The organism is Blautia sp. BIOML-A1, from assembly GCF_009883055.1.
In the GTDB taxonomy this organism is placed as follows: Bacteria; Bacillota; Clostridia; order Lachnospirales; family Lachnospiraceae; genus Blautia_A.
The window spans coordinates 76,631-99,148 of the sequence record NZ_WWVR01000007.1 but is presented as its reverse complement, the minus strand read 5'-3'; the positions used below and the strand labels follow the sequence as shown (position 1 = coordinate 99,148).

At 45.3% G+C, this 22,518-nt stretch carries 15 protein-coding genes, 2 tRNA genes and 1 other RNA gene; 15 read left to right on the top strand and 3 right to left on the bottom strand.

Going from position 1 to position 22,518, the window contains the following annotated elements; all coding sequences use genetic code 11:
• Positions 1–14: 14 nt before the first annotated feature.
• The 7 genes from GT674_RS05355 (at position 15) to GT674_RS05325 (ending at position 11,347) form a co-directional block, all read left to right on the top strand.
• Positions 15–1,682 (top strand): nucleoside kinase, encoded by a 1,668-nt coding sequence (locus GT674_RS05355; RefSeq protein WP_161284772.1) that lies wholly within the window; start codon positions 15–17, stop codon positions 1,680–1,682.
• Positions 1,675–2,685, top strand: coding sequence for a response regulator transcription factor (locus GT674_RS05350; protein ID WP_161284771.1), 1,011 nt, complete (start codon positions 1,675–1,677; stop codon positions 2,683–2,685). The genes GT674_RS05355 and GT674_RS05350 overlap by 8 nt, the downstream gene beginning before the upstream one ends.
• A 152-nt stretch (positions 2,686–2,837) precedes the next feature.
• Entirely contained in the window at positions 2,838–3,980 is a 1,143-nt protein-coding gene (locus GT674_RS05345) for a hypothetical protein (protein WP_161284770.1), read from the top strand.
• Between the two features lie 26 nt (positions 3,981–4,006).
• Positions 4,007–8,695: an MBG domain-containing protein gene (locus GT674_RS05340; RefSeq protein ID WP_161284769.1), complete on the top strand. Its 4,689-nt coding sequence runs from the start codon at positions 4,007–4,009 to the stop codon at positions 8,693–8,695.
• Between the two features lie 80 nt (positions 8,696–8,775).
• Positions 8,776–9,124: RNase P RNA component class A (gene rnpB, locus GT674_RS05335), an RNA gene on the top strand.
• A gap of 241 nt (positions 9,125–9,365) precedes the next feature.
• Positions 9,366–10,661: an AAA family ATPase gene (locus GT674_RS05330; protein ID WP_161284768.1), complete on the top strand. Its 1,296-nt coding sequence runs from the start codon at positions 9,366–9,368 to the stop codon at positions 10,659–10,661.
• Positions 10,662–10,678: 17 nt separating this feature from the next.
• Positions 10,679–11,347: a hypothetical protein gene (locus tag GT674_RS05325; RefSeq protein ID WP_161284767.1), complete on the top strand. Its 669-nt coding sequence runs from the start codon at positions 10,679–10,681 to the stop codon at positions 11,345–11,347.
• Between the two features lie 71 nt (positions 11,348–11,418).
• Here GT674_RS05325 and GT674_RS05320 read toward each other — a convergent pair whose 3' ends face one another.
• The 3 genes from GT674_RS05320 to GT674_RS05310 all read right to left on the bottom strand — a co-directional run bounded on the left by GT674_RS05320 (position 11,419) and on the right by GT674_RS05310 (position 13,247).
• The gene (locus GT674_RS05320; protein ID WP_005425617.1) at positions 11,419–11,856 is read right to left on the bottom strand and encodes an aspartate carbamoyltransferase regulatory subunit; all 438 of its coding nucleotides are present in this window, start codon (positions 11,854–11,856) and stop codon (positions 11,419–11,421) included.
• Positions 11,856–12,776 carry an aspartate carbamoyltransferase gene (pyrB, locus tag GT674_RS05315; RefSeq protein WP_161284766.1) on the bottom strand — a complete coding sequence of 307 codons (921 nt, stop codon included), beginning with the start codon at positions 12,774–12,776 and terminating at the stop codon, positions 11,856–11,858. Before pyrB ends, GT674_RS05320 begins: the two co-directional genes overlap by 1 nt.
• Before the next feature lie 75 nt (positions 12,777–12,851).
• Positions 12,852–13,247, bottom strand: coding sequence for a putative ABC transporter permease (locus tag GT674_RS05310; protein ID WP_161284765.1), 396 nt, complete (start codon positions 13,245–13,247; stop codon positions 12,852–12,854).
• 148 nt (positions 13,248–13,395) lie between these two features.
• Between GT674_RS05310 and GT674_RS05305 the strand changes: the two genes are divergently transcribed.
• The 8 genes from GT674_RS05305 to GT674_RS05270 all read left to right on the top strand — a co-directional run bounded on the left by GT674_RS05305 (position 13,396) and on the right by GT674_RS05270 (position 22,486).
• Entirely contained in the window at positions 13,396–14,721 is a 1,326-nt protein-coding gene (locus GT674_RS05305; protein WP_161284764.1) for a bifunctional folylpolyglutamate synthase/dihydrofolate synthase, read from the top strand.
• Complete coding sequence (pheA, locus tag GT674_RS05300; RefSeq protein ID WP_161284763.1) at positions 14,718–15,866, top strand: prephenate dehydratase; 1,149 nt, start codon at positions 14,718–14,720, stop codon at positions 15,864–15,866. The genes GT674_RS05305 and pheA overlap by 4 nt, the downstream gene beginning before the upstream one ends.
• Before the next feature lie 2 nt (positions 15,867–15,868).
• Positions 15,869–17,179, top strand: coding sequence for an ATP-binding protein (locus tag GT674_RS05295; RefSeq protein WP_161284762.1), 1,311 nt, complete (start codon positions 15,869–15,871; stop codon positions 17,177–17,179).
• A gap of 24 nt (positions 17,180–17,203) precedes the next feature.
• On the top strand, positions 17,204–18,739 hold the full coding sequence (locus GT674_RS05290) for a Ppx/GppA phosphatase family protein (protein ID WP_161284761.1): 1,536 nt from the start codon (positions 17,204–17,206) through the stop codon (positions 18,737–18,739).
• 12 nt (positions 18,740–18,751) lie between these two features.
• On the top strand, positions 18,752–20,905 hold the full coding sequence (locus GT674_RS05285; protein ID WP_161284760.1) for an RNA degradosome polyphosphate kinase: 2,154 nt from the start codon (positions 18,752–18,754) through the stop codon (positions 20,903–20,905).
• Positions 20,906–20,945: 40 nt separating this feature from the next.
• Positions 20,946–22,082: a PTS transporter subunit IIC gene (locus GT674_RS05280; protein ID WP_161284759.1), complete on the top strand. Its 1,137-nt coding sequence runs from the start codon at positions 20,946–20,948 to the stop codon at positions 22,080–22,082.
• Between the two features lie 179 nt (positions 22,083–22,261).
• A tRNA-Glu gene (locus GT674_RS05275) sits at positions 22,262–22,333 on the top strand.
• 81 nt (positions 22,334–22,414) lie between these two features.
• Positions 22,415–22,486: transfer RNA gene (locus GT674_RS05270), tRNA-Glu, on the top strand.
• The last annotated feature ends 32 nt before the right edge of the window (positions 22,487–22,518 follow it).

Here is a 22,518-nt window from a genome sequence, read left to right as displayed (position 1 = left end):
CGGGAGGGTTTGTTATGGAACAAAAAATGGCAAAAGTAACTGTCAATGGTGATATAAAAGAATATCCCTGTGGGACTTCCTACAGGGATATTGTCGATGAATATCAGAAAGATACAGAGTTTCCGATCATACTGGTTACAGCAGACGGAAGGCTCCGGGAGCTTCACAAGAAGGTAAAGCGTGACTGTACTGTGAGATTTGTGACGATCAGAGATCATATAGGATTTTCCACCTACAAAAGAAGTGCCTGCCTGGTGCTCCTTAAGGCGATTTATGATGTGGCAGGTAAGGAAACTGTGGAGAAGGTGGAAATCCATTATTCTGTCGGATCAGGATATTATTTTACAATAAACGGATTCCCGGGTCTGAATCAGGGATTTCTGGATCAGATAAGAGAAGAGATGCACAGAATCGCGGATGCATGCCTGCCGATCGGCAAGAAATCTGTCAGTACAGCTGACGCGATTGCATTGTTTCATCAGCATCATATGTATGATAAGGAAAAACTCTTCCGTTACCGCCGTGTTTCCAGGGTAAATATCTACAACATCGAGAATTATGAAGATTATTTCTATGGATATATGGCAGATCATACAGGATATGTGAAGTATTTTGACCTGAAGCTTTATGATGAGGGATTTGTGTTGGAACTGCCAGAGCGCAGTGATCCATTTACGATTCCGCCGTTTGCCCCGGAGGAAAAAATATTCAGGGTACAGAAGGAATCCCAGGAATGGGCAGAAAAGATGGATATCTCCTACGTTGGTGATCTGAATGACCGGATCACCAGAGAAGGGGTGCGGAACATCCTTCTGGTCCAGGAAGCACTTCAGGAGGCCAGGATTTCCAGGATCGCACAGCAGATCGTAGCAGATGGAAGCAGGAAATTCATCATGATCGCAGGTCCGTCTTCATCAGGAAAGACCAGCTTTTCGCATCGTCTGTCGATCCAGCTCACAGCACATGGCATGAAGCCGCATCCGATCGCTGTAGACAACTATTTCAAGAACAGAGAAGATACACCTCTGGATGAATACGGTGAGAGGAATTATGAATGCCTGGAAGCCCTGGACGTGGAGAAATTCAACGAAGATATGCTGGCACTTCTCCGTGGAGAACGCATTGAACTTCCGGTATTTAACTTTGTGACAGGCCACAGGGAATACCGGGGAGATTTCCTTAAGCTTGGGAAAGACGATGTCCTCGTTATCGAGGGAATCCACGGGCTTAACGACAAACTGAGCCATTCCCTCCCGAAAGAAAGCAAATTCAAGATCTATATCAGCGCACTGACACAGCTGAATGTCGACAGACACAACCGTATTCCGACCACGGATGGCAGACTGATCCGAAGGATCGTGCGTGATGCGAGAACGCGTGGAACGAGTGCAAAGGAAACGATCGCCAGATGGCCGTCGGTAAGAAGAGGAGAGGAAGCAAACATCTTCCCGTATCAGGAAGAGGCAGATGTGATGTTTAACTCCGCACTTGTCTATGAACTCGCCTGCCTGAAGCTTTATGCAGAGCCGCTTCTGTTCGGGATCGGCAAGGACGAGCCGGAGTATCTGGAAGCGAAACGCCTTCTCAAATTCCTGGATTATTTTGTCGCAGTACCGAGCGACGATATCCCGCGGAATTCTCTTCTTCGGGAGTTTGTAGGGGGGAGCTGTTTTGATGTGTGATTCTTTTTCCGCTCATCTTATGCCTTTGATAAACAGTTCCTTTGCTCCCGGACAGGCACAGGCTACTGTGGATGCTTTTCAGGATCCGGATCAACGGCAGATCGCACAGGCGGAGTTATATTATTTTTCAGGACGCGCGCAGGAATGCAGAAACATTACGGAGCTTTATCTGCAGGACAAAGATCTCTGCCTGCGCCTGTCCGCAGGACTTTTGTATTCTTTTTCCAATCTTACGCTGGGAAATCCATCTGCTTCCAGAATGGGATTTCGAAACATCCAGGAATGCCTTCGTCTTGCAGAAGAAAACTCTGCATCAGAAGAAGTTATGGCTTCCTGTGTTTTTGCCGGCTATCTGGCAACGGTTCTGATGCATCTTCCGGCAGACGGACTTCCACCTCTCAAGGATTTTCTGCCGTACCTGCCGGCGGGTATTCGTGCTTATGCAATCTATATCCTCGCACACAATGCTTATCTGAATGAAGAATATGAGCGGGCACTGGGATTATGTCAGTCAGTTTTTCTGATGCTTGATGGCTGTTATCCCATTGCTATGGAATATCTCTACTGCGTGATCATCATGTGCCTGAATAACCAGAAGAAACACGAGGAGGCCAGTGAAATCCTGATGAAAGCATGGAACATGGCGAAACCGGATGGATTTCTGGAACCGTTCATCGAGCACCACGGACTGATGCTTGGCCAGATCGAAGCCTGTATCAAACCAACAGAACCGGAAAATTACAAACGGCTTTCACAGGCAGTCATTGCTTTCAGCCGCGGCTGGATGGATATTCATAATCCACAGCTTCAGAGCTCTGTTACAGATAAGCTGACACCTATGGAATTTTCCATAGCCATGCTTGCAAGCAAAGGCTGGAGCAACCGGGAGATCGCAGACCATCTGTCCATGTCAGTCAATACGATCAAACATTATCTCTCCCGCATTTTTCAGACACTGGGTGTGGAAAAGCGCGAAGAGCTGAAACCTTTTGTAAATAAATAACAGACAAAGATACATACGGCGGTCAATTGCGACCGCCGTAATACTTTTTTCAGAAAAAAAGGCACTTTTTTGGCTTCTGATGGGCATTGCCTAATTTTGTTCTGTAAAGTATAATATTTTCATAAAATATAAAATGTGGAAGGAGGAACAAAATGAAGAAAAATGAATTAGTGAAAAAGAGCCGGAAACTGCTTTCAGCGATCCTGACCGGAACAGTGCTGATCACATCTGTGGTACCGGAATCCCTCATCTGGGCGGCTGATGTGGAAATGCAGGAATTCGAAGACGGCGAAGACAATGAGGATGTGATCTTTGAAGCTGCAGAAGAACCTGCAGAAGAACCTGAGACAGAGGATATTGAGGAAAGTGGAGAAGTGGAGATCCAGGATCTTTCAGAATCCCAGGACGAAGATGATACTGAGGATGCCGTGGAAGTGGAAGAAGACTTTACGGATGGAGTTGCTCTTTTTAGCAGCGGCAGTGAGATGGCAGTGGGAACAGCGGCTGCGAATACGATTTCACCGGGGGAAGATGTAACGATCACTTCTGGAGGAATGTATACGGTACAGGGAGGAACGTATACGAATTCAATCAGTATTAATACTGCAGAGGAAGTTACTCTGGAGATTGCGGGGGAAATTATTGTAGAGAGGGACCCTTTTATTACTGTGAAAAATGCCTGCAAAGAATTAAAAATTATGAATAATCAAAATTATAAGGTGACTATGAAAAGGATCGCTCTTTTAGATAATAAAAATGCAACCGTTACTTTTGAAGGTGGCATTTATGAAGGACGGTCCAAAGGAGAGTCCGGTAGTTTAAACATAATTTGTAATGATGGAATTATTAATCTTAAAAATGTTAAAATTAAAGTAACGGATGTTGTGCCAGCGAAGAAGGAAAGGGTTAGAATAGTAGACAATTTTGACGGGACACTAAATATTCAGGATGGAACGACTCTGGATAATGGAGGTGCCAGGGCTGCGGTGGTTGAGGGAGGAACCGTCAATATGTATGGTGGAACCATTACATCATCAGAAGGTACAGGAGTTGGCATATTTGATCCGGACGTAGCAAAAATTGTTGGCGGAAAAATCTCAAATTTTAAAACTGGAGCAGGAATTATATATGGCATAGAGCAAAATGGACCACTTACGATTGGAAATGTAACCTTTGAAAATAATGATAGCGATATTGCTTTGGTGCCAAGCAGCGAAAAAAACTTATCATACAAGATGACTTCAAAGGAACTGCAAGTGTTCATCAAACTTATTGGTTTGGATACCCATATATAATTACAATGCCAGGAACATCTCCGGAGATGCGCACAAGGATTACTTTTATAGATGAAGATCGTAATCCTCATTCAGTAAATTATGATACAACTGAAAAGTATCTGTATGCAAGTGATCATGTTCATTCATGGAGTTATTCAACAAGTGCGGATAAAATCATTGCAACATGTACGGCGAAGACAGATTGTGAATTTAATCCAGGTAAATTAAATTTAACCCTGGCAGCAGCTGATGCATATTATTCCGGCAATACTTATACCGGAGCGACCGTGACAAATGACATTACCTGTCAGACAGGTGATGAAGCGAGCATCGTATATTATCTGAAAGACGGCACGAAGACCAACAGCAGCAACAGCGGTGCTGCGAGTGAGGGAGCTGCACCGGTAAATTTAGGACAATATACGGTAAAAGTCACGCTTGGCGGCCAGACCATAAGTGCTGATTTTAAGATTAAAAAAATGGAAATTGATCCGACAGTGACTATGGATGACTGGATCTATGGACAGAAGGCGAACACACCAAGCATAACAGTTAAGTCAGGTGAAAGTGACATTACAGCTTCTTATGATGCCTCCGGTTTTACCTGTACGTACTACACAGATGGCAGCTGTACAGATATGACGACCGCAGCAGATGGTGCAGCCACAAATGGAGGAGTACCAAAGAATGCAGGTACTTACTATGTGAAAGCGGTTGTGCCGGAGAATGGAAACTATGCAGGGGCAGAAGCGGAAACTTCCTTCAAGATCGCACCACTTCCGGCAGACTTAACCTGGTCGAAAACAGATCTGATTTATACGGGAAGTGAGCAGAGCGTATCGGCGACGGTTGCGAATGCACTGGAGGGCGATTCTTTTGCAATTGCCTATGAAGGCAATACACAGACAAAAGCAGGCAACAGCTATACGGCAACGGTAACAGACCTTGGAAATGATAACTATACACTTACCGGTGCCACGGGTGTTTCCCAGAACTGGAGCATCAGCTATCTGCAGACTTCAGTGGCCGCGCAGGTTTCCGGAACAAAAGGTAACAATGACTGGTACATAAGTCCTGTGAAACTTGTACCGGACAGTGGATACCAGATATCGACGGACAAAACAGACTGGAAGGATTCGCTTGGGGATTACACGGATCAGGGAGAACAGTCTGCAGGATATTATCTGAAAGAGACTGCAACAGGTGCCGTTACCGATAAAAAAACAGTAACATTCAAAATTGACACCGGAATGCCGTCAGGCAGTATCCGGATCGGGGAAAATACATTTGACAGTTCCCTGAAGGATATTACTTATGGTTACTGGTTCAGGGATAATGTTTCTGTTGACATCACAGGTGCAGATAGTGCCAGTGGAATTGCTTCTGTAGAATATCAGGCGGTCAGTGCGGAGGAATCCTATGATGCAAACGGCACATGGCTTCCATGGAATGCAGAGGAGAAACTTTCCCTGACAGAAAGCGGCAGGTATGTGGTCTATGCCCGTGTTACAGACAAGGCAGGAAACCAGACGATCATCAATTCTGATGGGGTAGTTGTATTTAAAGATTCTGTAGTTGTGGATTCTTCCATCGACTACACAAGGACAACCAAAGCTTCCGTGGACGCGAAAGTGAAATTGAATGGAAACACCATAGCGTCTGTAAGAAACGGAGAAACCACTCTGACAGAGGGAAAGGATTATACAGTTTCCGCAGACAGGATCACATTCAGCGGAGAGTATCTGGATACTCTGGAAGCAGGCACTTATAAACTGACAGTTGCATATTATCCGCAGGGCGTGACAGAATACAAAGGCGGTGACAAACCTGCCGACAGTCAGATCGCAGTAAATGTCAGCCGTCAGACAGCAAATGTAAAAATCACAGGTACGCTGGATAAGGAATACGACGGACAGCCGGCAGATCTGGCATATACAACAAACAGCAATGCCAATATCAAAGTTGAATACAACGTAAATGAAACCTGGCAGACAGAAGCCCCGATACACGCAGGAACTTATGAAGTCAGGGTCAGTGTATCCGAAAATGGTGATTTTACCGCTGCTTCCGATACGAAGGCTTATACGATCCGGCAGCGGGAAGTTGTGATCTCCGGAATCACTGCAAAAGGCAAGGTATATGACGGAACAGCGGATGCGGAACTGGATTACAGCAAAGCCGTGTTTGCAGGAGCAGTGAAAGGTGACAGCCTTACAGTAAGTGCAGAAGGTACTTTTGCAGACAGCAATGCAGCCAATGGAAAAACTGTTACGATCACAAAGCCTGTGCTGGGCGGCGGATCGGCAGGGGATTATATCCTGGCAGATAACGGGCAGCAGACAAGTACCACAGCAGATATCAGCCCGAAAGAGATCACAGTTAAGATCACACCAAACGGCGGGATATATGAAGGAACGATCACTCCTGCGACCGCGGTTCTGAACGGACTGGTGGGAGAGGATGATCCGGAGATCATTCTGACATATGCAGGCAAAGCAAACGATGGTACCGCAGCAGACGGGAAAGTGCCATCCAAAGCCGGAACCTACACAGTGACTGCTTCCGTCAAAGATGGCAATTACAGTCTGAAAGAAGACGGCAGCTCTGCTGAATTTACAATAAAGAGAGCAGATCCACAGTTGAGCGTATCCGCAGTCAAAGACAAAAAATATGGAGAAGAAGCCTTTAAGCTGGAAGTGAGCAACAAAGGCGATGGCGTGAAATCTTATGTAAGCAGTGACGACAAGGTTGTAACGGTGGACAATAACGGTGTGGTAACGATCATTGGAACTGGCACAGCAACGCTGACCGTTTCCCTTGCAGAGAGTGCAAACTATACAGCAGATCAGAAAGAAGTCACTGTAGCTGTCGGAAAGATCGAACACAGCCTTGTGGTAGATAAGATTTCTTACAAGGTAACTTATGGAGATCCGGCATTTAAGATCACAGCGAAGGCAGGAGATAAAGAATCCGGTATCCAGTTTGTAAGTGATAATAAAGAGGTTGCCACAGTAAGCAAAGATGGAACTGTAAACATCGGAAATACAGGAACAGCGAAGATCACAGTTTCCATGGATGAGAGCCAGAATTACCTCGCAGTTTCCAGAGAAGTGACAGTGGCGGTTGTTCCGAAAGAGATCAGTGCGAAGATCGCACCGAACGGCGGGATCTATGGAGAAATCATTGTCCCGGCAGTGGCAGCTCTGGACGGACTGGTGGGAAAAGATAACCCGGAGATTACCCTGACATACACAGGCAGGGCAAACGACGGAACAGAGGTAAATGGAACGAAGGTGCCATCTCTTGCAGGAATCTATACCGTGACAGCAACGATCAAAGATAAGAATTACAGCCTGAAAACAGAGGGTGCCTCTGCAGCATTTATTGTGGCAAAGGCGTATCCGGCACTCAGCGTATCCGCAGTCAAAGATAAAAAATATGGAGAAGAATCCTTTAAGCTGGAAGTAAGCAACAAAGGTAATGGCGTGAAAACTTATGCAAGCAGCGACGACAAGGTTGTGACAGTGGACAAAAACGGTGTGGTAACGATCGTTGGAGCCGGCACCGCAACCCTGACCGTTTCCCTTGCAGAGACTGCAAACTATACAGCAGATCAGAAAGAAGTCACCATAACGGTCAGAAAAATCGAACACAGTCTTGTGGTAGATAAGATTTCTTACAAGGTAACTTACGGAGATCCGGCATTTAAGATCACAGCGAAGGCAGGAGATACAGAATCCGGCATCCAGTTTGCAAGTGATAATAAAGAGGTTGCCACAGTAAGCAAAGATGGAACCGTGACGATCAGAAATGCAGGAACAGCGAAGATCACAGTTTCCATGGATGAGAGCCAGAATTATCTCGCTGTTTCCAGAGAAGTGATCATAACGGTCGCTCCGAAAAATATCACGGTAACTGCTGACAATAAGAATAAAATTGTCGGTAAAGCAGATCCTGTCCTTACTTATACGGCAAAAGGTCTGGTGGGAAAAGACACTTTATCAGGAATTACAGTAAGACGAAAAGCCGGTGAAAAGGTGGGAATCTATCCGATCACAGTTTCTCAGGCTTCCGGTTCTAATCCAAATTACAGGATTACTTTCAGGAAAGGTATCTTCACGATCGAGCAGGCCGATCAGTCCAAACTGAGCGGAAAGGACGTTTATCGCCTGAAACTTCCGATATTTTTTGCAACGGGCAAGGCACAGAAGAACAGCATTGTCGTTTCCTGGAGAAAGTATCCTGGTGCAGCCGGTTATGATGTTTTCTGGTGCTACTGTAACGGAAGTATAAATTATAAAAAGGCCGGAACGGTTAAAAATGGAAAGCTTTCGATGACACATAAGAATCTGAAGTCGAACCGTGAGTATAAGTATTTTGTTGCTGCTTATAAAATGGTGAAAGGCAGAAAAATCTACATTGCCAAATCCAATGAAGTGCATGTTGCCATGAAAAAGGCACGTACAACAAATGCTTTTTCGATTAAAGTAAACAGGACCACAGTTATCCTGAAACCTGGCAAAACCTTCAGGCTGAAGTGTCAGCTTACAAGTGAGAACCGTAAAAAGAAGCTGCTTTCCCACCCAAGTTCCTACCGCTATTACACTACCGACAGCAAAGTTGCAACGGTAAGCCAAAACGGGGTGATCCGGGCAAAGGCTAAGGGAAGCTGCAGCATATATATTCTTGCCAGCAACGGTGTATATAAAAGAGTGACTGTAAAGGTTAAGTAAAGCAGCCGGTTATAATTTTTCAATTTACTTATTTATAGTACTTTACTTAAAGCGGGATTCGTGTTAGAATAGCATTCGTGCGAGCAGGCCAGGTGATCGCGGCTGTACAGACGAAAGGGTACAGACGAGGAAAGTCCGGGCTTCACAGGGCAGGATGCCGGATAACGTCCGGTGGAGGTGACTCCCAGACCAGTGCAACAGAAATAAACCGCCTCCTTTGGAGGTAAGGGTGGAAAGGCAGTGTAAGAGACTACCGCCGTTGTGGTAACAGAACGGGCACATGTAAACTCCATTTGAAGCAAGACCGAAACGAAAGCGATACGGCTGCCCGTCGTGCTTTCAGGTGGGTCGCTCGAGCCAGCTGGCAACGGCTGGCCTAGATAGATGATCACTCAACGACATAACCCGGCTTATCGACCGGCTCGCACAGAAATAAGAATAAAGGCCATAAACATCGGCATAATTTACAGAAGTGTAGATTATGCCGTTTTTTCTTGACTTTTTGGATAAAATTAAATAAAAAAGCAAGACAATACTGATATGAAAAATTTATAAAAATTATTATAGTTTTATCAGGGAGTAGTATTTGTCGAGATGATTTGTTAAAATGAATAGATACAAGAAGAAATAATAAAGTATCTTCTTAAAAAATAAATGCAGGAGGCAAAAGGTGTATCTGAAAAAAATTTCTCTGGAAAATTTTAAATGTTTTGAAAAGGCCGAAATTGAATTGCAGAAGAAAATGACGTTGATCGTTGGAGCAAATGGTGCGGGAAAAACCTCCCTGTTGGAAAGTATCGCAATTGCAATGAGCACAATGTTTACTGCTTTTGATGGTGCAAAAGCAATGAATATTAATAAAGAAAGTGCTCATTTAAAGGCATACAGAATTGGAAGTACAGATAATGTGCAGCCACAATATCCGGTTCGTATATCTGCGAGGGCCGAGATAGATGGAAAGCAGGAAATATATTGGGAACGAACTTTGAATACTGCAAAGGGCAAAACTACAATAAAGGATGCCAGGCAATTACTTGAGATTGCGGAAAATTATCAGAAACGCCTTCAAAAAGGGGATACCACATTGGTGCTGCCTGTTATAGCTTATTACGGTACTGGAAGATTGTGGGATTATCATCGAGAAAAACAGACAGATATTTTTGAAAAAAATACAAGAACAAATGGATACATTGATTGTATGAGTGGAACTGCAAACATTAAATTGATGATGAACTGGTTCTTGAAAATGACAGTGCAAAAATACCAGAATCAGGAAAATGGTTATGGTCCTGTGCCGGAACTGGAAGCTGTTTTTTCTGCTATGGAGCAGTGTTATAACAGGATTACAGGTTCCAATGATTCTAAGATCCAATACAACATAGGAACCAAAGAAATAGATGTTGCTTATACTGATCTATATGGAGTGCGTATGCGCATTCCGTTAAACCAATTAAGCGATGGGTATAAGAGCACGATCAGTTTGGTTGCAGATATTGCGTATCGAATGGCTGTATTAAATCCTCAGTTTTTGGGAGAAGTTTGTTTAAAAACAGATGGGATAATTCTGATTGACGAAGTGGACCTTCATTTGCATCCCGCATGGCAAAAACGAATTTTAAAGGATCTGACAGAAATTTTTCCAAATGTACAATTTGTTGTAAGTACACATGCACCGGAAGTGATCAATTCTGTATTAAGAGAACAGGTGATTGTTCTGGAAAATTATCAGGCGTTACCGGCACCAATGGAAACATATGGAAAGGACGCAAATGGCATTTTACGTGCCATCATGCGTGTTAAAGAACGACCAAACGATATTATGGAGCAGTTTGATGCTTTTTACCATGCAATAGATTTACATGATTATATGCAGGCGGATGAAATTCTCAGCAACCTGGAAGAACTTTTGGGAGATGATCCTGAACTTGCTGCAATGCGTGTACAATTGGAACTGGAGCAGATATAAGATAGGGATGACAGTATATGATAGAAATAAAAAAGGGAACGGAACCGAAAGAACTTCTGGAGTATAGACAACAAAAATTTGCTTCATATGCAGACATGCCGGCTGATGTAAAAAAGAAAGTGATCAAAAGTCTGCTTTTGGAACAAGGACATCTTTGTGCATACTGTATGAGCAGAATCAATGCGGATGATGGCAAACACAAAACAACGATCGAACATTGTACACCACAGTCGGCTACAACAGAGAAAGAGCGTCTGGATTATAAAAATATGGTCGCAGTCTGCTGGGGAAACCGCGATGCACATTCCAATGATGACAAAAGCTGTGATGCAAAAAGAGGCACTTTGAAAGATGTACAGCAGAATATGAAGAAGATCAATGTTCTGGATGGGTCAACACTGTCAGATATAAAATATCGTTCAGATGGCACGATTTATTCAGACAATATGGAAGTGGATGAAGACTTAAACGTGAGACTTAACCTAAATTGCGAGGCTCGCAGGTTGAAAGAATGCCGTTTACAGGCTCTTCGTTCATTACATAGAAATATTACTCTGAAATATCCAAATAAAACGGCTCCAAAGGGATATTACCAAAAACTTCTGGACCATTATATGGAGCAGCGTGAAATGAAAGAACCATATAGTGGGATTCTGATAGACTGGCTAAAGAAACATATCAGATAAAATAAAACGACCATCCAAGAACACATCCAAGTTCCTGTATGGTCGCTTTTTAGTATTATTAAAAGACAGGATTATTTATTGCGTTTGCCGCGATATTTCTCTTCGCAGTATTTACATCTGTAAACTTCTTTTTCCGGGTCGGCAAGGATAAATACCTGATCCAGACCCTGCTCGATGGAAGTGATGCAGCGAGGGTTCTTGCATTTGATAACATTTGTGATCTGCTTTGGAAGCTTCAGGATTCTTTTTTCAACGATCTTCTCGTCCTTGATGATGTTGACGGTGATGTTGTGATCGATGAAACCGAGAATGTCCAGGTCAAGGTTTTCGATAGGGCATTCTACCTTGATGATGTCCTTGACACCCATTTTGTTGCTCTTGGCATTCTTGATGATGGCAACGGTGCAGTCAAGCTTATCAAGCTTCAGATCATGATAGATGGTCATAGCTTTGCCGGCCTTGATGTGGTCGAGTACGAAACCTTCGTGAAGTGCTCCAACATTTAACATTATACTTCCACCTCCAGTAATGTAAGAATCAGTGCCATACGGACATAAACACCATACTGTGCCTGTCTGAAGTATGCAGCACGAGGATCATCATCTACTTCAACAGAAATTTCATTTACACGCGGAAGCGGATGAAGAATGTACATATCCTTCGGAGCAAGCTCCATTTTCTGTTTGTCGAGGATGTAGAAATCCTTCATGCGGACATAATCTTCCTCGTTGAAGAAACGCTCTTTCTGCACACGTGTCATGTAGAGAATGTCAAGTTTCGGAAGTGCATCTTCCAAACGTTCCACTTCTTCGAACTCAACGTTGTTTTTCTCAAGAATATCCTCACGGATGTAGCTTGGCACACGGAGTTCTTCAGGTGAGATCAGAATGAACTTCACGTTGGAATAACGAAGCACCAGTGCTTCGATCAGAGAATGAACAGTACGTCCGAATTTCAGATCGCCGCACAGACCAATGGTAAGGTTGTCAAGTCTTCCCTTGAGGGAACGGATGGTAAGCAGGTCAGTGAGGGTCTGAGTAGGATGCTGATGACCACCGTCACCGGCGTTGATAACAGGAATAGAAGAAGCCATAGAAGCTACGAGCGGAGCACCTTCCTTCGGATGACGCATAGCGCAGATATCAGCATAACAGGAAACGACACGGATGGTGTCGGCAACACTTTCGCCCTTGGAAGCGGAACTTGAACCGGCAGAGGAGAAACCTAAAACCTTGCCGCCAAGATTCATCATGGCTGCCTCAAAGCTTAAACGTGTACGTGTGCTTGGTTCGTAAAAACAGGTGGCAAGTCGCTTATCATCGCAGACGTGCGCGTATTTTGACGGATTTTTTTCAATGTCGCTGGCCAGATCCAGAAGAGTATCAAGTTCTTCTTTGGAAAAGTCCAGCGGGCTCATTAAGTGTCTCATGTAATACCTCCCTTTGATACGGAAAATTTACAAATTTTCTCTCTTGCACAATCATATACTAGTAGAATTGATTTTTCAAGCAGATTTCGCAAGTATTTTTTCAAAAATAAGTCCGGCGGCGAACCAGAGAGGCGCATAGTCCAGCCGTATGATTCCTCTGTACTGAAAACGGGCGGCTGAATAATCCCAGGGACAGATGCCGAATGCCCTGAAAAAACTGCCGCTTATGAATTCAATCAGATAAAATCCTGTCATATAGAGGATTCCCCGGTATACAAAAGAGAGCGAAGATATCCGGGAATATAAAGGCGCGATAATGGCAGCGCAGCCGTAGATCGGAAACATGAGAAGAGAACTTTTGCCCGTCAGGGTCCACTGGCCGGATAAGAGTGAATGAAATCCGGTCCACAAGATTTCCATATTCCATCCGACAGAGCCGCAGAGAAGAAAGTTTGCCAGATTCTGGTTCATAAAAGAAAACTCCTTGTAACTTACAATAATTTTAGTTACAGATAGTATGCACGACTCTTGAAAAAACGATACACAGATGGTATAGTTTAACTTAATAAAGTCGTCTCTTACTGGGACGGAATATACTTAAGAAACAGGAGCATAAAAGATGGATTATCAGCAAAGCAGGGCATACATAAGAGACGCGGAGCAGTACGCAGGCGGAGCCCTGGATCTTACAAATATAAAGGAACTCATGAAGCGTCTTGGGAATCCTCAGGATCAGCTTAAATATATTCATGTGGCAGGAACCAACGGCAAGGGATCTGTGATCGCATATTTATATACGACGCTGATGAAAGCCGGATATCATGTTGGACGGTATATCTCTCCTTCGGTGTATTCGTATCGTGAAAAGATCGAAACAGAAGGAAAGCCGATCAGCAGGGAAAAGTTTGCCGAGCAGACGACGAGGGTTGCCGCAGTGATTGAAGAAATGACCGCAGAAGGTCTTGCGCATCCCACCCCATTTGAAATCGAAACGGCGGTGGCATTTTTGTTTTTTGCAGAGGAAAAATGTGACCCGGTCATTCTGGAGGTCGGAATGGGCGGTATCACCGATGCCACAAATCTGATCACCACAACAGAGCTTGCAGTGCTTGTGCCGATCAGTATGGATCATCAGTCCTTCCTTGGAAATACGATTTCCGAGATTGCTGAGAAAAAGGCCGGGATCATTAAACCGGGAAGCAGTGTGGTGACGATCGGACAGGAGACGGAGGCTCTGGAGGTTATAAAGAAGACAGGGGCAGAGGCAGGCGCGGATGTCTGTGTGGCAGATGTCTCCGAAGCAGAGGTTCTGGAGGCGGATTTTACCGGACAGCGTTTCTGCTATAAAGGAGAGGAATATACCCTTTCGCTTGCCGGCTCCTACCAGACGGAGAATGCAGTTCTTGCACTGGAGGCTCTTCGGATCCTGGATGAGAGAGGATATCATACGACTCTGGAACAGCGCAAAGAGGGGCTTTGGGCAACCCGCTGGAACGGAAGACTTACCATTATCCATAAGGATCCGTTGTTTATCGTGGATGGTGCGCACAATCCTGCAGCGGCAGACATGCTTGAGGACTCTGTAAGAAAATATTTCAAAGACCGCAGGCTGTTCTTCATCATGGGAGTTTTTAAGGATAAGGACTACCCGTATATTATCAGAAAGCTCTGTCCTTACGCAGAGCAGATCCTTGCGATCGAGACACCGGATAATCCAAGAGCACTTCCGGCGGAGGAACTCGCCAAGGCGATCCGTCCGTACAATGCAAATGTCCGGGCAGAGAAAAACATTCCAAGAGCAGTAGAGGAACTGTTTGAGATGGCGGGGAAGGACGATGTGATCTTATCTTTTGGTTCACTGTCTTTCATCGGGGAGATCACCCGGATCGTAAATACAAGAAAAGAGGTGTCAGAGGTATCGTCACCGGAAGGGAATAACGAATGATAGATTTACAGGAATGCCGCAAAGAGATCGATGTCATCGACAAAGAGATCTTACGGTTGTTTGAGAAACGAATGGAAGTCTGTGAGGATGTTGCAGAATACAAGATACATACAGGAAAACAGGTTCTGGATCCAAAGAGAGAGCAGGATAAGCTTGATGTCCTGAAGAATCAGGCACATGGAAGCTTTAACAGCCTTGGCGCCCAGGAACTGTTTCAGCAGATCATGGCGATCAGCCGCAAGCGTCAGTACCAGCTTCTGACCAAGAATGGCATTGATATGGAGAAAAACTACGAAATGGTAGATGAGCTTCCACTTAAGAATGTCAATGTGGTTTTTCAGGGCGTGGAGGGCGCATACAGCTATGCAGCCATGCGGGCATATTTTCCGGATGAGATCAACAGCTACCATGTCAGAACCTTTCGGGCGGCGATGGAAGAGGTCGCTTTTGGAAAAGCCGATTATGCGGTGCTTCCGATCGAGAATTCTACAGAAGGGATTGTAACAGATATTTATGATCTTCTGACAGAATATCAGCTTTATATTGTGGGCGAGCAGGGTGTGAGAGTACAGCATGTGCTCCTGGGACTTCCGGGAGTTTCTGTGGAGGAGATCGATACCGTTTATTCTCACCCGCAGGCACTTGCACAGTGCAAACATTATCTGGAGGATCATCCGTCCTGGAAAACCGTCAAAACAGAAAACACAGCTGCCTCTGCCAAGAGAGTTAAGGAGGAGCAGAAGAGAAATCAGGCTGCGATCGCAAGCCGTGCGGCAGGTGATCTCTACGGGCTTTCTGTTCTTGCAGAAAATATCTGTCATAATGACCAGAATGTGACGCGTTTTATTATTGTCAGCAGCAAGCCAATCTATGAGAAAAATGCCGGAAAGATCAGCGTTTGCTTTGAATTGCCTCATGCAAGCGGTACTTTGTATCATATGTTGTCTCATTTTATTTATAACAGTCTGAGTATGACAAAGATTGAGTCCAGACCGATACCGGGGCAGAAGTGGAAATATCGTTTTTTTGTAGATTTCGAGGGAAATCTGGACGAACCGGCTGTCAAAAATGCACTCAGAGGTCTTGAATCAGAGGCAATCGGTGTACGCGTACTTGGCAATTACGGACAGCAGGAGGAAATTTAAAAATGACCAGAATAAAAGAATGCGTATTATACAGAGAGTTTGAACATGGAGAAATCCTTGACAAAATGACAGCACTTATGGATGCCTGTGAGAAGTCAGCCGTAAATGCAAGGGAGATGGAAGAAGATTTTTATGAATGTGTCAATGGTCTGATCGAGATTGCAGGCTCCTATGGATTTGCGGGGAATCTGTGGCACAACTATCTGACACTGCTTCTTGTAAATAATGAGAATGCTTTCAGCACGGCAAGTGAGATCCGCGGACATATTGATGGCAGCATCAATGAGCTTGCACGGCATGATTTTACAATCTTTAAGGAACTGTATGACTTTGATCTGAACATGCTGGATAAGATTTTTCATACTTCCTGCTGCAGTATTCTCTGCAATTACCAGGCACCGCAGGATACAGGAAAGATGTTTAATAAACGAATCCGCGACCGTATCTGTGAGATGAGCTGTACTCTGGCGGCAGCACAGGATACAGAGGAATTTATGGAGGATATGGTTCAGTTCTATAAGGATTTTGGTGTAGGCAAGCTGGGACTTCATAAGGCCTTCCGTATTGAGCGTGATGAGAAAGGAAAGGCACAGATCGTTCCGATCACAAGGATTGCCCATGTGCGTCTGGATGACCTTGTAGGATATGAGATCCCGAAGCAGAAGCTGATCGAGAATACGGAGGCTTTTGTCCATGGAAGAAAAGCAAACAACTGTCTTCTGTTTGGTGATGCCGGCACAGGAAAGTCTTCCAGCATCAAGGGAATCCTGAATCAGTATTATGATGAGGGACTTCGTATCATCGAGGTATACAAGCATCAGTTCCAGGATCTGAATCAGGTGATCGCCCAGATCAAAGACCGTAATTACAGATTTATTATTTATATGGATGACCTTTCCTTCGAAGAATTTGAAATTGAATATAAATATCTGAAAGCAGTAATCGAGGGAGGCCTGGAGAGAAAGCCGGACAATATTCTGATCTATGCGACCAGTAACCGCCGTCATCTGGTTCGGGAGAGAGCAGGTGATAAGCTGGAGGTCGGAGCAGATGATGATATTCATTCCTCTGATACCGTACAGGAGAAACTCTCTCTGGTATACCGTTTTGGTGTTCGTATTTACTTTGGCGCACCGGACCGCAAAGAATTCCACACGATCGTGAAGACACTGGCTGCCCGTCATGGCATTCAGATGCCGGAAGACCAGCTGCTTCTGGAGGCTGGAAAGTGGGAAATCTCTCATGGAGGTCTTACCGGAAGAACGGCACAGCAGTTTATTGATCACCTTCTCGGAAAAGAGGAATCCAAATAACAAAAGCAGGAAGGGGTATGGGATATGGCAATAACAACATTTGCAGCGATTGACATCGGATCCTATGAGGTCAGCATGAAAATCTTTGAACTGTCAAAGAAGATTGGTTTTCGTCAGCTGAACGATGTGAGATATCGCCTGGAGATCGGAAAGGGAGCTTATTCATCAGGACGTCTTGAGCCGGAGATCGTGGATTCTATCTGTATGATCCTCAACGATTTCAGCAAGATGATGAAGGAGTTCGGAGTTTCGGATTATCGTGCCTGTGCGACCAGTGCGTTTCGTGAGATGATAAATCCTCTGATCGTACAGGAACAGATTTATTGCCGCACCGGAATCCGGGTTGAAATCCTCAGCAATGCAGAGCAGCATTTCCTTGGCTACAAATCTATTGCGGCAAAGGAAGCCGGATTCAAAAAAATGATCCAGAAGGGAACGGCGATCCTGGACGTGGGCGGAGGCGGACTGCAGGTGTCTCTGTTTGACAAGGACACACTTGTAACGACGCAGAGCCTTAAGATGGGAAGCATGCGCATCCGTGAACGGCTCAAAGAACTCGAAAAGGCTACGACACACTATGACCAGCTGATCCTGGAGTTTATCCGAAATGACCTGACTGCATTTCAGAGACTGTATCTGAAGGAACGGGAGATCAAAAATGTGATCCTGATGGGGGATTTTCTTACAGATACGATTCTTCAGGGACATAACGGCGAACATATTCTTACGATGGATGAATTCCGGACATACTATGAAGATACACTCAACAAGACGGAACAGACGCTGGCGGATGATATGGGTGTAGATCTGGAATATGCATCCCTGATCGTTCCGACGATGGTCATCTGCAAAAACTTTTTGGATATTTTTCAGGCGGAGGCTGTCTGGGTTCCCGGAGTTTCGCTTCTTGACGGAATTGCCTATGATTATGGTGAGAAGAAAAAATTTATCAAGAGCGTCCATAACTTCGAAAATGATATTCTGGTAGCTTCCAGAAATATTGCAAAACGTTATTCCAGCGGCAAAAACCATATCCAGGGTACAACAGAGATCGCACTGGCGATCTTTGACAGCATGAAGAAAGTCCATGGTATGGGAAGCAGGGAACGGCTTCTTCTGCAGATCGCAGTGCAGCTGCATGACTGCGGAAAATACATCAGCATGGGTGATGTTGCGGAATGCTCTTATCGTATTATCATGGCAACAGAGATCATCGGACTTTCTACAGAGGAGCGGCGTGTAATCGCCAGTGCGGTGAGATATAACACGACGGAATTTGTCTATTATGGAAATTATGACGATGGTCCGGGGCTTGATAAGGAACGGTATCTTCTGGTGGCAAAACTGACCGCGATCCTTCGACTTGCGAATGCCATGGACCGAAGCCATTATCAGAAGGTGCAGGGGCTCAAAGCCGTGCTTAAAGACAGAGAACTGCAGGTTATGATCGATTCCAGCCGTGACATTTCACTGGAGCTTGGACTTCTTAAGGATAAGGTAAACTTCTTTGAGGAAGTCTTTGGAATACATCTTGTGCTGAAACGCAGACGCAGAGCGTAGAGGAGGGAAAATATGGATTTAAGCAGATTTGAAAAACCAGAATACTATGTAAACAGAGAGCTGAGCTGGCTGAAATTTGATGAGAGAGTTCTGAGTGAGGCACGGGACAAAACACTTCCGCTGTTTGAGAGACTGAAATTTCTGAGCATCACTTCTTCGAATCTGGATGAGTTTTTTATGGTTCGTGTTGCATCTCTGAAAGACCAGGTGCATGCAGGCTATAAGAAGAAGGATATTGCAGGAATGACCTCAGAGGAACAGCTCAAGGAGATCAGCAGACAGACACATGAACTGGTGAAGGTACAGTACAATACCTTTAACCGTTCGGTTCTTCCGGCACTTGAAAAGACAGGGCTTCATCTTATCGCGGAGCATGAAAACCTGAATCAGAAGCAGCAGGAATTCGTTGACCGGTATTTTGAGGATAATGTATATCCGGTCCTGACACCTATGGCAATGGATTCTTCCAGACCATTTCCTCTGATCCGCAATAAGACACTGAATATCGGTGCGCTGATCGCGAAGAAAAACAATAAGAAGCATACAAAGGAACTGGAATTTGCGACGGTACAGGTTCCGTCTGTGCTTCCGAGGATCGTAGAGATCCCGTCTGTGAAGAAGGGAGACCGTACCGTGATTCTTCTGGAGGAGATCATTGAACGCAACATCGGAAAGCTTTTTCTGAGCAATGACGTTGTATGTGCACATCCGTACCGTATCATGCGTAATGCAGACCTTACGATCGATGAGGATGAGGCAGAGGATCTTCTGGTAGAGATCCAGAAACAGCTTAAGAAACGTCAGTGGGGAGAGGTCATTCGTCTGGAAGCAGAAGAAAAGATGGATAAGCGTCTTCTTGATATCCTCAAGATGGAATTCGAGATCAGGGATGCGGATATTTACAGTATCAACGGACCTCTGGATCTTACCATGCTGATGAAGGTATATGGACTGGACGGCTTTGACGAGTACAAGAGCCCGAAATATACGCCGGCTCCGGTACCACAGTTTCAGAATGACAAGGATATTTTTGAGGTGATCCGTGAGGGCGATGTATTCCTTCATCATCCATATATGAGCTTTGATCCGGTTGTTGATTTTGTACGTCAGGCAGCAAAGGATCCGGGAGTTCTGGCGATCAAGCAGACGCTTTACCGTGTCAGTGGACACTCGCCGATCATTGCGGCACTTGCACAGGCAGCAGAGAACGGAAAGCAGGTTTCAGTTCTGGTAGAACTTAAGGCCAGATTTGATGAGGAGAACAACATTGTCTGGGCGAAGATGCTGGAAAAAGCAGGCTGCCATGTTATCTACGGTCTGGTAGGGCTTAAGACACACAGCAAGATCACTCTGGTTGTCAGAAGAGAAGAAACCGGCATCCGCCGCTATGTGCATCTGGCGACCGGTAACTACAATGATTCTACAGCGAAGCTGTATACAGACTGTGGTATTTTTACCTGCGACGAGCGTTTTGGAGAGGATGCGACGGCAGTGTTTAATATGCTTTCCGGATATTCGGAACCGAAACGCTGGAATCGTCTGATCGTGGCTCCGATCTGGATGAAAAACCGTTTCCTTCAGCTGATCGAAAGAGAAGCAGAGCATGCAAAGCAGGGAATTCCGGCATGTATTGTCGCAAAGATGAATTCGCTGTGTGATCCGGCGATCATAGCGGCACTGTATCATGCTTCTTCCTGTGGCGTACAGATTTATCTGCTGGTTCGTGGAATCTGCTGTATGAAGGTGGGAATTCCGGGAGTCAGTGAAAATATCCATGTCCGCTCTATCGTGGGAGAATTCCTGGAACACAGCAGGATCTTTTATTTCCAGAATGGCGGCACGGAAGAGATTTATATGGGAAGTGCGGACTGGATGCCGCGAAATCTGGACCGTCGTGTGGAGATCGTATTCCCTGTAGAGGATGAAAAGATCAAAAAAGAAATCGAACACGTCCTGGATCTGGAATTCCGTGATAATGTAAAGGCACACCTTCTTAAGCCTGACGGAACTTACGAAAAGCAGGATAAGAGGGGTAAGGTCCTTGTTAATTCTCAGATGGAATTCTGCGATGAGGCACAGAAAGAAGCCAGGAAGCAGAAAAAAGCAGAAAAAAATCATTCCAGAGTGTTTGTTCCGGCAGAGCCGGTCAAAGATCCGGAAGAATAAAATTCCGGATAACAAATAAACTTACGAGGGGAAAGTTATTATGAAAAGCGAAAAACAAAGCTTTCTGAAACGAAAGAATGTGATCATATCGTTTAAACGCTACGGCATTGATGCGATGGGATCCATGGCACTGGGACTTTTTGCGTCACTGTTGATTGGTACGATCATCAATACGATTGGGCAGAATGTGTGTCCGGGAAGCTTCGTCTCAGAAAAACTTCTGGAGATCGGTGGTTATGCAACCAGTGTGACAGGTGCTGCAATGGCACTTGCAATCGGTCATGCCCTGCAGGCACCGCCGCTGGTCATGTATTCTTTATGTGCAGTGGGAGCAGCCTGCAATGCGATCGGTGGTTCCGGCGGCCCGCTGGCAGTGTTTTTTGTGGCTGTCATCACCTGTGAGATCGGAAAACTGGTTTCCAAGGAGACGAAGGTCGATATTATTGTGACACCGGCAGTGACTGTTATTGTCGGCGTGGTTCTTGCGATGCTTCTGGCTCCTGTATGCAAGAATGTGTGTGATGCCCTTGGCTCTTTTATCGGCTGGGCAACCGATCTAAAACCGTTCTGGATGGGAATCATCGTATCGGTGGTAGTTGGCGTGGTGCTGACCCTTCCGATCAGTTCGGCAGCGATCTGTGCTGCGATCGGAATCAGTGGAGGTGCGGTTCTTGCAGGCATCGCGGACGGAAGCGTGACGATGGAGGTCTGGAACGGACTGGCACTGGCAGGCGGAGCGGCCACAGCGGGCTGCTGTGCACATATGCTGGGCTTTGCAATCTTAAGTTTTCCGGATAACGGGATCGGCGGATTTGTGGCTCAGGGGCTTGGAACGTCCATGCTTCAGGTTCCGAATCTTATGAAAAAACCGGTTCTCTGGCTTCCGCCGGTGATCACTTCTGCGATCACCGGTCCGATCGCAACCTGCGTGTTCCATATGCGCAACAATGGTCCGGCCATCTCTTCCGGAATGGGAACTTCCGGGCTGGTAGGCCCGATCGGCGTTATTACCGGCTGGACACAGATGCCGGAAGGTTATACCACGGGAGCAGCTGACTGGATCGGAATGATCCTGATCTGTTTTGTGCTGCCGCTGGCGATTACCTGGGCGATCGGTAAGGTTTTCCGTGCAAAAGGAATTATCAAACCAGGTGACCTCAAGATCGATCTTGGCTGATTTTTCAAAGGGAATAAGTAAAAAGAAAACAGGTCTGCAGTGGATTTTTACGGAAAAACAGGCCTGTTTTCTCTTTTTTTAAAAAAATTTAAAAAAATTAAAAAAAGTACTTGCATTTTTGAAAAGGCTGGTATATACTAAGCAAGTCGGTTGCGAACAGAACCGACGAAGAGCAGTAAGGCCAGTTGGTCAAGGGGTTAAGACGTCGCCCTCTCACGGCGAAAACACGGGTTCGATTCCCGTACTGGCTGCTTAAGAAGTTCTTACTTCTTAAAACAAACTACATATACGATTCTGTCGGAGTGAGAGCATAGAACCGGCAGAGAGAATAAGGCCAGTTGGTCAAGGGGTTAAGACGTCGCCCTCTCACGGCGAAAACACGGGTTCGATTCCCGTACTGGCTGCTTCAAATAATCAGAGATTTCTCTGATTATTT

What these genes read in the sequence shown, in the direction of transcription:
- GT674_RS05290 (WP_161284761.1), top strand. Translation starts at nt 17,204, where the DNA reads ATGGCAATAACAACATTTGCAGCGATTGACATCGGATCCTATGAGGTC.
- GT674_RS05340 (WP_161284769.1), top strand. Translation starts at nt 4,007, where the DNA reads ATGCGCACAAGGATTACTTTTATAGATGAAGATCGTAATCCTCATTCA.
- GT674_RS05350 (WP_161284771.1), top strand. Translation starts at nt 1,675, where the DNA reads ATGTGTGATTCTTTTTCCGCTCATCTTATGCCTTTGATAAACAGTTCC.
- GT674_RS05355 (WP_161284772.1), top strand. Translation starts at nt 15, where the DNA reads ATGGAACAAAAAATGGCAAAAGTAACTGTCAATGGTGATATAAAAGAA.
- GT674_RS05295 (WP_161284762.1), top strand. Translation starts at nt 15,869, where the DNA reads ATGACCAGAATAAAAGAATGCGTATTATACAGAGAGTTTGAACATGGA.
- pyrB (WP_161284766.1), bottom strand. Translation starts at nt 12,776, where the DNA reads ATGAGACACTTAATGAGCCCGCTGGACTTTTCCAAAGAAGAACTTGAT.
- pheA (WP_161284763.1), top strand. Translation starts at nt 14,718, where the DNA reads ATGATAGATTTACAGGAATGCCGCAAAGAGATCGATGTCATCGACAAA.
- GT674_RS05310 (WP_161284765.1), bottom strand. Translation starts at nt 13,247, where the DNA reads ATGAACCAGAATCTGGCAAACTTTCTTCTCTGCGGCTCTGTCGGATGG.
- GT674_RS05305 (WP_161284764.1), top strand. Translation starts at nt 13,396, where the DNA reads ATGGATTATCAGCAAAGCAGGGCATACATAAGAGACGCGGAGCAGTAC.
- GT674_RS05280 (WP_161284759.1), top strand. Translation starts at nt 20,946, where the DNA reads ATGAAAAGCGAAAAACAAAGCTTTCTGAAACGAAAGAATGTGATCATA.
- GT674_RS05345 (WP_161284770.1), top strand. Translation starts at nt 2,838, where the DNA reads ATGAAGAAAAATGAATTAGTGAAAAAGAGCCGGAAACTGCTTTCAGCG.
- GT674_RS05320 (WP_005425617.1), bottom strand. Translation starts at nt 11,856, where the DNA reads ATGTTAAATGTTGGAGCACTTCACGAAGGTTTCGTACTCGACCACATC.
- GT674_RS05285 (WP_161284760.1), top strand. Translation starts at nt 18,752, where the DNA reads ATGGATTTAAGCAGATTTGAAAAACCAGAATACTATGTAAACAGAGAG.
- GT674_RS05325 (WP_161284767.1), top strand. Translation starts at nt 10,679, where the DNA reads ATGATAGAAATAAAAAAGGGAACGGAACCGAAAGAACTTCTGGAGTAT.